This window comes from Paraeggerthella sp. (assembly GCF_048427265.1).
Classification (GTDB): domain Bacteria; phylum Actinomycetota; class Coriobacteriia; order Coriobacteriales; family Eggerthellaceae; genus Paraeggerthella; species Paraeggerthella hominis.
Genome location: NZ_DBFOSR010000055.1, coordinates 1 through 14,261, shown reverse-complemented (window position 1 = coordinate 14,261; position 14,261 = coordinate 1). Strand labels below are relative to the sequence as shown.

Below are 14,261 nucleotides of genomic sequence, written 5' to 3'. Positions count from 1 at the left end.
CCTCCAACGAAGTTCGTGCAGTCAGATTGACCTTCGGGTATTTACTATAGAGGCGGCAAGCGCCTTGAGGAAAGCAGTGATTCTTTGGGCAGCCCAACGAAAAACAACCTGCTTCAATGTCGCGTTGATGCAGCGCAATTTTTTGTTGAATAGATGAAGCGAAAGCGGGCAAGTGCTTTGCTATGATGTTTTGAAAGCTTCGCGTTTCACTGGGGTAAGGGAGGGGCTTTGATTGAATTCGAAATGCGCCAACTGGAGTACTTTGTGGCGGCAGCCTCGGCGGGGAGCTATTCGCAAGCTGCAAAGATGCTTTACGTGTCTCCGCAGGCGGTTTCCAAGGGGGTTCAGATTCTCGAATGCCGCATAGGCGTTTCGCTTTTCGAGCGGGGCCCTAACGGGATAGCCTTAACCTCCTTCGGCGAATTATTCAAAGAGAAAGCCGAAGAAGCGCTTCTTTCTTTGGAGAGGTTGCAGGTTCTTGCCGATCAGTACAAGAAGGAGAGAACCCTCTCCCTTACGGTGGGCATCCATTCCCTCTGTTTCAGGGAAAACGGTGGAAGCATCGACCGCAGTGCTCTTCTCGAGTTTCAGGAAGCCCATCAAACGGCCGATCCGAGCTTCGCTGAGATGAAGGGGGACGCAATAGTTGATTCTGTTGCCAAGGGAAGAGTCGATCTTGGCATCAGCGTGGTGTCGAAAGGCGATTTTCGATTATCGGAAGGTTTGCTGCTGAAAAAGTTCCCCATTGCGGCTTTGGTGTCCGATCATTGTGCGCGCTTCGCCGCAGGAGGCGTCGTTGCGATTGAGGAATTGGTGCAAGGTGAATTGGTCTTGTTTTCGGGGGAGCGGGATTTCAACGAATTCTTCATCGAGCGCGTGCGGTCCGAGGGGAGCTCGGTGAACGTTTCTCCCTTGCAGGTTAGCTCTCATAGCGACATCGATTTCGTCATTGATAGAGAATTGTACGTGATACGTCCTTTGCAGCATGCAAGACGAACGATAAGAAACGGGCACCTGCTTGTTCTTCCCATCGTGGACGGCTGTGGGAATACCATAGAAATGCCGTTGCATTTGTTTTGGCGGAGGTCGCGTCATCTCAGCAATTTGGATTCTGAGTTCGTTGAGTTTGTCCGCTCCCTGTACCTTTGAGCGCCTGGCCAAGGAGTTCGCTTCGGTTTCCGAATGTGCCTCGGTGTTTGTCGCCAACTTTCCAAAAGAGCGGCTTTACTTCCTGCTTGTTTCCCTTGTGCGGGGAAAGGTCGTCGCTTCTCATTCCGAAGCAGCGGGGTGCTCCGGCCACGGGGGCGGGTCCATCACCCGCATGTCCAGGTGCAGCGTTTGCGCGATGAGCAGCGCCAACTCGTCATCGGTGATGTCGGGTTTGGCTTTCATCATCCCCTCCAGACCGAAGAGCAGCAATCCGAACGTTTCGGGCACCAGCTGAATATCGACGGTGCGGTATGCCGCGTATTCGGACACGATGTAGCGCTGGATGCATGCGACGATTTCGCGTACGGCCCGTGTGGCGAACTTGTCGCGCATGCCCAGTTCTTCCAGGACGGTTATCATGGGGCGCGGTCGGCCCGATGCGGTGTAGAGCGCCCGGCGAAACGCCGACACGCATTTCTTCAGCTCGGAGGGCGTGTCGCCGAATGCGCGCAGTTCGTTCCAGGTGGCCACGCTTTCGATCAGGTCTTCCAGGTAATCGTCCAATACGGCAGCAGTCACGGCCTGCTTGTCGGGAAAATAATAGTACACCAGGCTACGGCTCACGCCGGCCTCGCGAGCGATGGAGGCCAAGCTGGTGGCTGCCACTCCCGCGCGTTCGTATAATTCTCGCGCAGCCAGCATGATGTCGCCCGCCGTGCCGTCTAGCCGTGCGCTTTCGCGCACCTGCCGCGTGACGGGACGCGGCAGGTGCGGATCGACTCCCGGCATGGGCGCGCTGCTCTGCATGGGCATGACGGCTCCTTCGTTCGTTCGGGAAGTCGCTGCATGTGCGTGTCGTTGTGCGGCTGCGCTCCGCTTTCGCGAGGATATCGGACGAGCGGATCAACGGTTTTCCTCGACGACCTCCCTATAGCTTCTGGTGTCAGTATAAAGCTCGTCTTTCAGCGGGTTAAGATGCCGCGAACGAATCCGGTGAACCTGGTAGGCGGCAAGCGCCATGTTGGCGGCAAGTGCCACCGAGCTTACTGCGAAGAACGCGGTTGGATTGTGCGTGGTGGGAATTTCCGCAAATGTGTAGAACTGCGGTACCGCCATGGCGAACATTGCGTACAGTCCCAGCGTTTGCGCGCGATGTTGCAGCCATGCGCCGCGCTTCGTGAAGAACGTGGGGATGGTGCAGGCGATCAACAGCGCCAAGCCCGTGTACGTGGAATGGTCGGACATGCAGTTGTAGGTGTACGCGAAGTTCCACAGATCGTAGGCGATGATCCACATCCAAATCATGTCGGGCCAGATCATGTCTTTGGACTTGTCCTTGGAAACGAAGATGCCGAACCAGCCGCAGATGGTGATGATGTTCAGAACGCCGGCTATCGCGTTCATGATGTTCCACGGACCGGAAATCATCCATACATGGTCGACCACGGCGCCGTCCCATAATCCGAAACTGAACATCTGGACGTCGCGCACCACGGCCTCGGCTATATTGACTGCCAGAATGAGCGGCGGGAAGCAGAGCGCCCAACGCTTTTCGTACAGGTGATGCGTCCGACCGTCGGCGCCGCGCCATTTCACGAACCTGAGCGCCATGAAGCCCACGCATCCGGCTAGAGCGGAATACGTTTTCACCCAGTTGAACCAGTTGCCCGTGCCGTAGACGTTTCCGGGCGCGGCGGTGTAGGGCCATACGAACACGGTCAGCACGATAGGCGCGGCAATGAACAGCGCCACGCCGCCCCATGCGCTCGTGCGCCCTAATTCGTTGAATGCCATCAGGGCGAACAGCACGAACAGCCATACGACCCACACCGTAGGGTCGCTTGCCTGGTACAGGATTCCCATGGATTGCCTCCTTGGATCGCGCGATGCCGGGGCCTTGTTGCTCGCAGGGCTCGTCGTGGCTTGCCGCGTACGGTTCGCCCTGGTTCCAATTGCGCCGCTGTTGCTACGGACGCGTCACCATCGTCTCCACGCGGCCCTTGTCGTCCCAAGCCGCGGCATAGCCGAATTGTTCCAGGTTCGCCAGCGCCGCTTCGCGTTCGCCTTCGGGAACGTCGATGTTGTCAAGGTAGACGCTGCGGTACCGCGAGCTGTCTATGAATAGCTCGCGTTTGAACGGATTGCGCTTTTTTGCCAGCATCGTGCGCGCTTGATAGACCGCCACGCATGCGTTGAACGCAAGCGCGATCACAGAGATGGTCATGTGAGCTGCGGGGCTGTTGGTGGAGTGAACTATGAACATGGGATGCAAGAAGAACCACGGCACCGTCATGGTGATGATCATGTTGACGGCCAAGGTGCGCACGCGATGCTGCGCGTAGGCGCCGCGCTTGATGAAGAACGCCGGGATGGTGCAGGCGAGCAGTAGAACCAAGCCGCAGTACATGGAACGGTCCGACACGCTGTTGTAGGTGTACGCGAAGTTCCACAGATCGTACCCGATGATCCAGAACCACATTTGATCGGGCCATATATAGTCTTTCTTCTTTCCGCGGCTTACGATGATCCCGAAAAACCCGCAGATGCACAGCGCGTTCAGGATGCCCGCCACACCGTTGATGACGTTCCATGGTCCGCCCACTACCATGTAGCCGTCCACCATGCCCGTTACGCCTGCCAGCTGAAAGTCGCGGATGCACGCTTCCAGGATGTTGATGGCGAAGATGATGGGAGGAATGCATACGATGTGCTTCTTTTGAAACGCGGGAAAGTACACGATGAGCCATCCCAGAATGGCACCGGCCAAGCACGAGTACGTTTTCACCCACTGAAACCATGTGCCCGCGCCTGTTCCCTCGACGGCGGTGTTCGGCCATACGAACACCGTCAACACGATGGGCAACGCGATGAACATCGCCGCGCCGACCCATTTGCTTAGACGCGAAAGCTCGTTCATTCCTATGAGAAACACCAGGTAGACGATTACGCTTATGAAAGCCGTTGCCGAAAGCGGTTCATAGAAGAACATAGGAGCCCCTTCCCTTCGAATGCGTGCGAACCGTCTTGGGAAAACGCTCGAAAATCGATGCGGTTTTCGCTCAGAGCGATTCGCTCCTATTGAGGCACAGCATAGCAAGGAGATTTTCCGTGGGCTTGACGATTTGATCTTGAAACGTCAAATCGCGCTTCGCGGTGCGTGCGGTGTCCAGCGCGTGCGGGCGGGCTAGAAGGAAGCCCGCCCGCTAAGGGATTTTGGGAAGCGCAGTGATCGTTTGTCAAGAAGGGAGCTCGTCAACGGCGCAATCCGGCGCTCGTTGATTGCGGGCAATCTTACTTCAGGTAGTTTTGGGGGATCGCTCGTGCGGCGGTTTTCTGTTCGAAGCTGTAGGCGATGTTGAGCAGCTTCTCGTCCTCGTTCTGCCTTGTGATGAAGGTGGCTCCCCTAGGGGCGCCTTCTTCGGAAACGTCGACCGGCACCGTCAGTTCGGGGTATCCTGCCACGGCGGGCAGAAGGACGCCTTCGTTGTCGTAGAAAACAAGTGCGTCGAGCTTTTTGTCGCGAAGCAGGTCGTCGATTCTGCTCTGTGCCTTTTTGACCATCGCTTCGACCTTCGCTTTGTCGAATTCGTTAACCTCGTTTGCCTCTTCAAGGAGGTCCTGACCGTATTTTGCTCGCCTGCTCGCGTCCTCCTTGTTGAAGGCGATCAGATCCGCAAGGCTTTTCACCGGCGCATCGTAGGTTTGCAGGTACCGATTGAGGTCGTTTTTGAAGTCCTGGTTGATGATGTGCTCGTCGTCAATTCCTTCTTCCGGAAGCTCGACCGCTACCGCTTCGGCGCCGCAGGCCTTTATCTTGTTGGCAAGGGCCTGATCGGGATCTTTGCCGACAATGCCGATCCGCTTGCCCTTGAGGAAGTCGGCGTCGAGCTGCTCGTTCACGGCCTTCGACGTATCCGATATGGATGCGTTGTAGAGAACGGCTGCGTCCTTCACGTTTTTCGTCATGGGCCCTACGGTGTCCATGGTGGAGGACAAAGGGATCACGCCCGTGGCGGAGATGGCGTCTTTCGTGGGTTTGAATCCGACTATCGAATGGATTGCCGATGGGGCGATGATCGAGCCCGTGGTTTCCGTTCCGATCGCCACTGCGGAGAGGTTCGCGGCAACGGCTGCGCCGCTTCCGGAACTGGAGCCTTCCGGCGAGAGCTCGAGGGGGTTGAAGGGGTTGTGGGTTTGGCCGGCCTTGGAGCTGTAGCCGCTCGGCATCTTCGTATCCATGAAGTTTGCAAGCTCCGATAGGTTCGACTTGCCCAAAATGATGGCGCCGCTATTGATGAGGGCGGTTGCCATTTCGGCGTTGTCGCTTGGCGTGAAGTCCTTGAGCGCGTAGGTGCCGCCGCTGGTCGGCATGGTGTTCGTGTTGATGTTGTCTTTGATGAGGACGGGGATTCCCCTCATGCCCGTCGGGGCTGCGGGGCTCGCGTCGAGCGCGCGGGCTTCCTCTATCGCCTTCGGGTTGATTGCCGCTACCGCGTTGAGTCCCTTTTCGCCGGCATCGTACGTTTTGATGCGGTCCAGGTAAAACGCCGTCAGCTCTTCGTAGGTTAGTTCTCCTTTCGAGACTGCCGCATGCAGGTCTTCGATAGATTTCTCCATGATCAGGTCTTTTTTCGCGCGGATCTTTCCGAGATCCATCCCGGCAAGCTGCGAGTCGATGAGTGCGACCTGCTTGTCCTTGTCGTAGGCTATACGCTTTTCCTGGTTGGGGGTGAGCGATTTCAGGAGCATGAACGCAGCTAGGGAGATGCCGGCTAGGGCAAGTATCACGATCAATGCGATCTTCGCGGTTGTTTTCATCGATGCCTCTTCACTTCGTTTGGGGAATGCGGCGCAGTTCTTGCGTTTCCGGTTGCTCTATGGGCAATGGTGTTCCGTCCGGAAGGCTGATTCCCCAAGGGGGTCTTTCGTTGCTTGGGGTCTTTATACCACGGCAAATGGGATTTCAGGTCTTTTTAAGGTTGGAACGAGGAAGCGGGAGGGCGTGGGAGGGCGGTTGGTGCTGCGGGGAGTAAGGTGGGGGATGGGCCTCTATTGCGCTACTGTGGCGAAAACTGGTGTGTTGTCTAGATTCGAGTTTATCCGCTATTGCTTACAAGGGAAAGCTGCGGCTATTCGGGCAGCTCGTGGTGCAGGGTTATTGCTGGTGACGATAGGTTTGATTGCCATGCGGATTTATGCGTAGTGTCGGGAGGGCGAAAATTCGGCAGCTGATCAAATTTTTCGCAAGGGCGTCCGGGGCGTATTTTGCTATGGGTTCGATAGGGCTGGTAAAGTAGGATCTTGGTTTTTGAAATGAGCGAAGCTGGGACGGTTTTGTAATTCCTTAAACCTCGCCATAGCTGTACTCGCAGCGGTTGAGAAGCTTTTGGGTGCGTTGCGAGTTGAGGGACGAGACGCCGATGTCGAAGAATGGAACAGAAAGTTTAGCGAAAAGCAGCATCGGCTCCAAGATTCGCCGCGCTTGTACGATTGGCTGCGCCGGCGCATGTATTCTTGTTCCGATTAGCGTTAAGATGGAAAAATGAAACGATGCAGCCTGGTGAAGAGTCTCACGGTATTGCGAGAAAGTATGCGAACTCATGAAAACTGTTTCGACGAACGTTAATTCGGAAGCGCCGAAGGGGGCTCCGTTCCACATTGACGGATGTTCTTTTCGTCATGGAGAGCGCCTTGATATTTCTGCTTTCGATTTGGCTGAGGATAAAATTGTCAATTGGCCGATGGTATATATTTTGGCAAACGGCGAAGCGGCTTATGTTGGGCAGACCACGAGTGTTGCTACCCGTATTAATCAGCATGGTGCTAGTAAAGAAAAAAAGGATTTCACGAGCGTAAACGTAATCTACAATGAAGAATTTAACGCATCGGTTGTAACTGATTACGAGCATCGTCTTATAGGGCTTATGCATGCTGATGGCAAGTATGTGCTAACAAACAAAAACGACGGGATGACCGATACGAATTACTTCTCGAAAAGTCAATATGCCGATATGTTCGAAAGTCTTTGGGAAGAGCTCCGTCGTCTCGAACTTGCTGAACACGCTATTGATGAAATAGAGGAATCAGAAGTTTTTCGATACTCTCCATATAAAGGCTTGACTCCTGATCAAAGGGTTGCGCTCGATAGAATACTCGAAGCGATTGATGAAGGATTGGACAAAGCTGAGCCTATCATTGTTGAAGGCATGCCAGGTACCGGAAAGACTGTTCTTGCAATTTACCTATTGAAGGCGTTGAAGGACGATCCTCGATATGCCGATATGAACATACGAATAGTCGAGCCGGTTTCGTCTTTGAGAAACACGCTGAGAAAATCTCTCTCCGGTGTGCGTGGATTGAGTGCGGGAGATATCCTTGGCGCATCCGACCTTGCTAAAAGTGAATACGGATATATTGAAGGCGAAAAAAAGTGCTTCGACATTGTCCTCGTCGATGAAGCCCATCGCCTTAAGAGAAGGGTGAACCTTGGAACGCAGTTTGGAAACTATGACAAAGTGAACAGAAAGCTTGATCTGGATAAAGAAGCGACCCAGATCGATTGGATACTTGATCAGGCTAAGCTACCGATCTTCTTCTATGACCCGTTGCAGACTGTGGGGCCTTCGTGCATTCCAGGGGATACGGTTCGCGATCTGCTTGGCGATGCTCTGTCTAATCCGATAAGGCTTGATAGCCAAATGCGGGTAAAAGGCGGAAAAGAGTATCTTGATTACGTTGCTGGCGTCCTTGCTGGCGAGAATCCCGAGCCCCGTTTGTTCGAGGGTTACGAATTTGTGCTGCATGAAGACTTCAAGGACTTTGCTGATGATTTCGAGCGGACGTTCGGCGAACATAGTTTAAGTCGGATGGTTTCTGGGTATGCGTGGAAGTGGAAGACTAAAGGAAAGAACGACCCTGGTTTATTCGATATCGAAATCGACGGTGTAGGTAAACGCTGGAATTTTACCTATGACAATTGGGTGGGGAGGGGAATGGACGATCCTGCGGTGGCTCACGAAGTGGGCTGCATCCATTCGATTCAGGGATACGATCTGAGCTACGCGTACGTAATCATCGGGGACGACATAAGGCTGAATCCCGTAACTGGCCATCTCGATGCGAACAAGGATAGCTATTTCGACAGGAATGGTTTTGCTACTGCATCGCAGGAGGAACTCACGCAGTACATTCGAAACATCTATTATGTTTTGCTTACAAGGGGCATAAACGGTACCCATGTCTACGTTTGCGACAGGGCGTTGAGAGAATGGTTGAGAAGATTCTTTAGGTAATCGTCTTTGTCCCAACCTTGACACTGAAGCGTCAAGGTTGGGAGTGCTTTCTTCCTTGAAAGACGGTTTTGCATCTAGTGGTTTATGCCCGGCTATGGATTCGGTGCCGCAAAGAACGCACTCTTGGTGCTGGGCGAAGGTGATATGGTGCGCAAAATCGAAAGGCTTTGGAGCACCTGGAACGAATCTTATGATGGGAGCAACGTGGCTACCGCGTCTGGTGCGGTTCATATGCGTTATTCTGAATGATCTCGCTGCGGCGTCTGCGCCTTGATTTTCGCGAGTTAGTTCTTTCTCCTATTTCCGTACACACCAGGCGTTCAGCCATTTTTCGTTCTCGTTTGGATACTTGTTGGCGTCATTGGTATTTGCATCCACTTTGCATGGGCTATTTCCCTACTAATGCAGTATCTAAAGGCTGAAGTAACAATGCCCTGCGGCAAGTGATACCGCAGGGCATTGGATGATGCGAGGCGCTAAGCGAGTTTTATTTCTGCTCAGCGAGGCAAATCGTTGAGCAGAATCTGCCGAGGTTTACCTGGTTGCGCATCTGATGAACGGATTGCTGCAGATTTAACAAATTTGGCAGTAGGGTATAAGCTAGCTATTTGCCACCTGCTCAAATAGCAAATCCGTCTCATCGTCTATCTGGAATGAGTAATTGGTGCACCCAACGAGACCGTCATCAAATGACTCGATCGCAAAAAGGAGAAGTGCTCTGGCAAATTCTTTATCGAATTTCACCGATGGAATGTAAAGCTCGCCATCGACGCGATCCCAGTATATAGCCTCTTCCCTCATCTGTTTCAACCTGCCGGAATAAGCAAGTTGCATTATTTCTTCAAGTGCCTCATTGCCTACAGCTTCATTGAGCCGACCGCCCATTGCGATAGTTGGTCCAGAGCCAAGGGTTTCTTTTATCCTGTGGTCTTTCAACGGGTCACATCTGGTTTCTTTCTTATCCGAATTGATAATCGATCGATACAGCGCAATATGAGTTTTCCCTACCTCCTCAATTGCGGATACGGAAAGAAAAACTGACGATGAATACGATTCGAGTTTGTATAGCGCAACGGAATCGCGAAGAATATGAACTATATGATCAAGGCACTGATTGAACTCAACGGTTTCCGATAAATACAATCCTTCACTTGAATTTACTGAACTTAGTGATTTTTCAACAGCTTCAAAAAAGTCCATGAATGCCCTCCTTTGAGAGCGAGCAAGCTTCCGTCATGCATGCATGGTGCAATGGCGCATCATTCAAATCGATACAAGCGCTCCAGTTCGCAAACGTCACTAAGCATACCATGGGGGACGTCTAGACAATAATCTTTGCGTTGATGAACATGCTTTCGAATTCTCGATGATTCCTGACAGGCAATTCTTTTTTCATGCGTCAATAGTTGGTTATTTCCCTGCTAATGCAACATCGTAAGGTTAAAACAACAATGCCCTGCGGTAACAGGTGACACCGCAGGGCATTGGATGATGCGAGGTGCTATCCGATTTATACTACTCCCACTCTAGGATGCCAAGTGTGTCGTACGTGCATTGGCATGCTCTCTTGTTGCTTATGACACCAAAGAATCCATATCATTTTGTTTGCTTTATACCCATTTGGTATCCAAAGCTTTGATAGAAACACCCAAAGTATAGGTAGTTAATTTTCCGAATTGTCTTCATTTACCAATCCATTTTGGGAAAGCCTAGATCTTACGCGAGAGATCTCGCTATTAAGCTGATTAATATACTCTTGACAGACTTCGCCATATAGATCGTTCTTGCGGCTTTCGGGTATATCGGGAATGATTGTGATGTTGTTTTTTACTAGCTCGTTTAGAAGTTTTACAAATAATTCCTTTACCTGTACTTGGTTTTTCTCATCATTCAGATTGAGCTCCGGTTTGTCATCGAAATCAAACCGAATTTTTTCGATCTCGCCTTCTTTCACGAGGCTTGCTTTAATCTCAATTTGTTCCATAGATGAACTCCCTCTCATAAAATGCGTCGAAACCGCCTTCTAAAGTTTCCAAGCTCGTTTTAGTCCAGCTTAACGTATTGTCCGCATCCGTGATGTCTATTAAAGAGTCGGTAAAGGGATTCCCCGATATAGGTTCTATAGTCATTGCCGTTTACGTGTTCTCGATAGACCGAGACGCAAGGGAGGGTTCTAACAGCGATATTGGCATTGTGTGTTGCGATTATAACGGTTTTGCCCTGACGCCCCAAATCGACCAGTCTGGTTCGAATTGTCTTCTCGATATAGGAGTTGCCCATGCCTAATTCTGGTTCATCTAATATATAAACTGGAACATCTTTGCTTAACTCCATTTGGAGCAGGAGAATCCCTTTCTCTCCATTGGAGGGAGTGTACGTCTTTTTTTCTAGGGTTATCTCTTTCGATAGTCCGACAAAATCGTCCAAAGAGATGATGCCGTTATCCGAGGTGCACTTTTTGAATTCTGCATGGGCATTCAAAATATCGTCGCCTAGGGAGGCGTCGAACAGAGCCTCCATATTTTTCCGTACGTTTTTCAGCTTGGTAATCGTTCCCGGGTATTCTTTCTTGTTTGATTTGTCGCAAAGAAACCTGTGGGTGGTTCGAAGGTAGACTTCCCCTTTTCCTTCGAGGCTGCCAATATATTCATAAGAGTTGGCCGGTCGCACTGCAAAGTTGTCGCGGATTTTCCTAGCCGCAACTTTTAAGTCGATTCTCCCATTTGCAAAAGCTTCGAATCCGGTAGAAGACGGCTTGGATTTTGTTTCTGATTTGGCGTCAGCGATATTCTTTATGGCATCTATTGTGAAGTTCGCCAGTTTTATGGCTTCGATTCCTATAAAGGCCCGAGTAAGGCTTTCGTGTATTTGATAATTAAGCTTTTCAAGCAGCTCAATTAGACGTGCTCCGTCTTCATCGTCCAGGTAATGGCTCATGTCCATTTGGGCTAGATGGACAAGGTAGCTTTCCGTCGATTCTTTGTCGGACTTGATCGGGATGAGTGCTTCTTCGTCTGGTGTCCCCAAGGAGTCCATCGCGGTTATTTTCATACGGGCTTTATTTTTGTTGCTGTCTTTCGTTCTCCACCAATCAAGATAGCCCTTTAACGGCGCTGGCGGAAAATCGTTCCAAGAATCTATGGCCGTAAATTGATCCTTGCAATTGTCTGCATCGAGCGAACTTGCATTTCGATCCATGTCGTTTGTTGATAGAAGAGCATCGAAAGATTCGCTACGTTTGGAAGCCACATAGAATACGCAGGGAACCCCCTTTTGACGAAGACCCCTTTCAATCGAGGCAAGAATTTCAGATTTCCCCGTTCCCTTTTGACCGAATAGAACGTTGATGTCGTTATAGAAATCCAAATCGAAATAAACGCCTTCGTGAGGCGAGACCGCGTACGTCGTTATATCCTTTTCTCTCAATAAGGAAGCAACGACGCTTGATTCGCGACGGGTTAGCAATTTTAGTTGCTGAAATCCGGTTACGGGGAGTCTTAGTTCCGGAAGAGTGCATTTTTCATATGTCTCCCAGTCCTGCACATCGCTGCCTATGATTACGTTGTAATCGTGGTTTGCGTAGACTCCCATTGAGCGGAAGTCACTAGGCTCAACAAAAAGACAACGAGGGTCTTCTATTAGCTCTCTTAGGATTTCCTCGTCTTCTGCGGGGATAAACTTAGACTTGCTCGGGTAATGAGGAATGAAGAACACGTCGATTCCTTTGACCGCCTCAACGATGGTCGAAATATCATGGACGCATTCGTCTGGAGTATCGGTTCCGGTTAGCAAAGTTGTGGCTTCGTCAAAAAGATCAACTTGGTTTGGGTTTGCAACTAGAACTAAATGGTATGGGGACTTCCGTACTGTAGAAGCAACGTCAAGTTCGATGCCGGGCCATACTTGACAATCAGATTTTTTAAGAAACTCGTCATATTGGTCACGAAAGAATCGATTGTGGTTCGTAATTGCCACAATGCCCACATCAGCCAATTCGATCTTTTCTCTAAAGAGGTCGACTGAAACATTGCGCCCTTTTGACTCGTTCTTTTTGGTTGCCATAGTATGGCAGTGGAGGTCAATCTTCATTTGCTGTCAGCCTTATCTTGTCGAACTGCTGGTGCGGCCGTCTAAGTTACGGGAACCTTTGTCTATCAAATTATATAATCTAAGCTCTCAGGAATCCATTCTCGTACTTAAAATCAAACCTATCGTAGTCGCTATCCATACCGCACATTCGGCGATTGCTATCCCATGCAGGGTGGTAGCGGGATTCGTGACCGCCCCTCGAGTTTTCGGGATCGTATGCGTCTTTCCACGCTTGATGCGCGAGCGCATCTTGATCGTATTCGGCTAGGGCTTGATGCCATTGATCGATGATCTGCTCTATGCCTGGCTGAACCGTCCTCAGCGCAGGTAGGCCGTCGATCACGTCGGGCACGAGGCCATAGACGTTCGCGAGCTGGAACAAAGCATGAGCAGCCTGAACGGGACTGCCGAAGTCGAAAAACGTTAGCGCGCCTTCCGTGACATCCAGCGCCGTAGCGATCCTCTGGAGCAGCGTGTACTTGGGCAGCCTCTTTTTCTGCTCGTAGCTGCGGATGGTCGATTCGGTCGTTCCCGTCAAAGAAGCCAAGTCAGCTTGGGTGAAGGCAGGGTCGTGCGCTCTTCTCAGCCTTTGAAGGGTTTCCGAGAAGCGTATGTTCGCCCAAGGCTCGATGGGCGTATAGTCGCTGTTCGCGATTCTCTCGCAGCGGAAAGGAAAGTCCTCGCGAGAGAAGTCGGCGCAGAAACCGTCTTTCCAGCGTTCGTACTGATCTGTACTCTGGTTGTAGTGGTAGCCCCACTTCGTGAGCTCCCGCGACATTGCCCACAGGGCCCTGCGGTCAACGAGTATGCGGTGCTCGTCTCCCGCGTTCGCCTCCGTCGACAGCGGTATGCGCACGAGGTAGCGCAGGTACTCCGACTTGCTGAGGCCGGCGCGCTCGCACCGCTCGCAGGGCGCGTCGTAGTCGCCTCCCCCCATGCGGAACGTGACGCGGCGCTCCTTGCCCCGGCGGCGCCGGTGTCCTCTTCCATTTCGGACTCCTATCGCATATCGGTTGCATGGCGATCCGATTTTACGAAAAGCGTGTTCTAGGTGATGCGGAACGAGCGAATCAGGCGATACGGAACAAGTGAAACGGCTAGGTAGCGCAGTGATACGGAAAGCGCGAAACAGGTGCTACGCGAAACGCGAAATAATCAGTAATACAAAGTAACAACTTGCTACGACGGAGCCTTGAATCTACGCAAAGAAGGCTACCGAGACAAATTGTCCCAGTAGCCTTCTTTGCTTCGCTTCTGCAGGGGATGCCCCGCGCCCCTAGTTTATTGAGGATTTGCGGCTTTTTCTTGCAGACATGCACGAGCGTAGAACTCAAATTTTTTCGCGGCTTCTTTCAGTGATCCAACAGCCTGGTACTCGTCTTTTGTTTTTGAGATGCATCCAATTAGCGGAGACGCAAGAAACTCAAGCATTTCGGAGATCTCGCTAGAGGCAGGAGACTCGATGTTCCCACGCATTTTTAGTATTAGGGCAATCTCTCTTGCAGTGAGAGATCCTTGGGTTTCTTCGTCATCATTGAGGGTAGTAAGGCAATCCATGATTTCATAAAGTAAATCAGCATTACGATTAAGTTGGCTCTTCGGTGGTTTCTGTGGGAGAGATTCCGGCATAGGCCCAGCTCAGCGGGCGAAAACAACGATCTGGAACTGAAACGGCCCCGGGAGGGGCCGTTTCCGCGTCATCCGCCTATGATTGCTAAGCCAAATTCAGAC

General features: G+C 51.6%; 11 protein-coding genes. 2 read left to right on the top strand and 9 right to left on the bottom strand.

The features are described from left to right. The first annotated feature begins 228 nt into the window (after positions 1 to 228). Entirely contained in the window at positions 229 to 1,149 is a 921-nt protein-coding gene (locus ACMNI9_RS05260; RefSeq protein ID WP_418831146.1) for a LysR family transcriptional regulator, read from the top strand. A 120-nt stretch (positions 1,150 to 1,269) separates the two neighbouring features. Here ACMNI9_RS05260 and ACMNI9_RS05255 read toward each other — a convergent pair whose 3' ends face one another. The 4 genes from ACMNI9_RS05255 to ACMNI9_RS05240 form a co-directional block, all read right to left on the bottom strand. Continuing rightward, positions 1,270 to 1,962 carry a TetR/AcrR family transcriptional regulator gene (locus ACMNI9_RS05255; protein WP_225749468.1) on the bottom strand — a complete coding sequence of 231 codons (693 nt, stop codon included), beginning with the start codon at positions 1,960 to 1,962 and terminating at the stop codon, positions 1,270 to 1,272. Positions 1,963 to 2,052: 90 nt separating this feature from the next. Next, positions 2,053 to 3,012 (bottom strand): DUF5692 family protein, encoded by a 960-nt coding sequence (locus tag ACMNI9_RS05250; protein WP_418831143.1) that lies wholly within the window; start codon positions 3,010 to 3,012, stop codon positions 2,053 to 2,055. A 103-nt stretch (positions 3,013 to 3,115) separates the two neighbouring features. Next, entirely contained in the window at positions 3,116 to 4,138 is a 1,023-nt protein-coding gene (locus ACMNI9_RS05245) for a DUF5692 family protein (protein ID WP_216529626.1), read from the bottom strand. Positions 4,139 to 4,440: 302 nt separating this feature from the next. Continuing rightward, a complete protein-coding gene (locus ACMNI9_RS05240; protein WP_418831142.1) occupies positions 4,441 to 5,967 on the bottom strand; it encodes an amidase family protein in 1,527 nt (508 codons plus the stop codon). A gap of 782 nt (positions 5,968 to 6,749) precedes the next feature. Here ACMNI9_RS05240 and ACMNI9_RS05235 point away from each other — a divergent pair. Continuing rightward, positions 6,750 to 8,441 (top strand): DNA/RNA helicase domain-containing protein, encoded by a 1,692-nt coding sequence (locus ACMNI9_RS05235; protein WP_418831141.1) that lies wholly within the window; start codon positions 6,750 to 6,752, stop codon positions 8,439 to 8,441. Positions 8,442 to 9,041: 600 nt separating this feature from the next. Here ACMNI9_RS05235 and ACMNI9_RS05230 read toward each other — a convergent pair. The 5 genes from ACMNI9_RS05230 to ACMNI9_RS05210 form a co-directional block, all read right to left on the bottom strand. Then, entirely contained in the window at positions 9,042 to 9,641 is a 600-nt protein-coding gene (locus ACMNI9_RS05230; protein ID WP_418831140.1) for an AbiV family abortive infection protein, read from the bottom strand. A 463-nt stretch (positions 9,642 to 10,104) separates the two neighbouring features. Continuing rightward, positions 10,105 to 10,425: a hypothetical protein gene (locus ACMNI9_RS05225; RefSeq protein WP_418831139.1), complete on the bottom strand. Its 321-nt coding sequence runs from the start codon at positions 10,423 to 10,425 to the stop codon at positions 10,105 to 10,107. Positions 10,426 to 10,484: 59 nt separating this feature from the next. Next, on the bottom strand, positions 10,485 to 12,530 hold the full coding sequence (locus ACMNI9_RS05220) for a histidinol phosphatase (protein WP_418831138.1): 2,046 nt from the start codon (positions 12,528 to 12,530) through the stop codon (positions 10,485 to 10,487). A 79-nt stretch (positions 12,531 to 12,609) separates the two neighbouring features. Continuing rightward, on the bottom strand, positions 12,610 to 13,467 hold the full coding sequence (locus ACMNI9_RS05215) for a helix-turn-helix domain-containing protein (RefSeq protein WP_418831137.1): 858 nt from the start codon (positions 13,465 to 13,467) through the stop codon (positions 12,610 to 12,612). A gap of 344 nt (positions 13,468 to 13,811) precedes the next feature. Then, positions 13,812 to 14,159 (bottom strand): hypothetical protein, encoded by a 348-nt coding sequence (locus ACMNI9_RS05210; protein ID WP_418831136.1) that lies wholly within the window; start codon positions 14,157 to 14,159, stop codon positions 13,812 to 13,814. Positions 14,160 to 14,261: the final 102 nt, after the last annotated feature.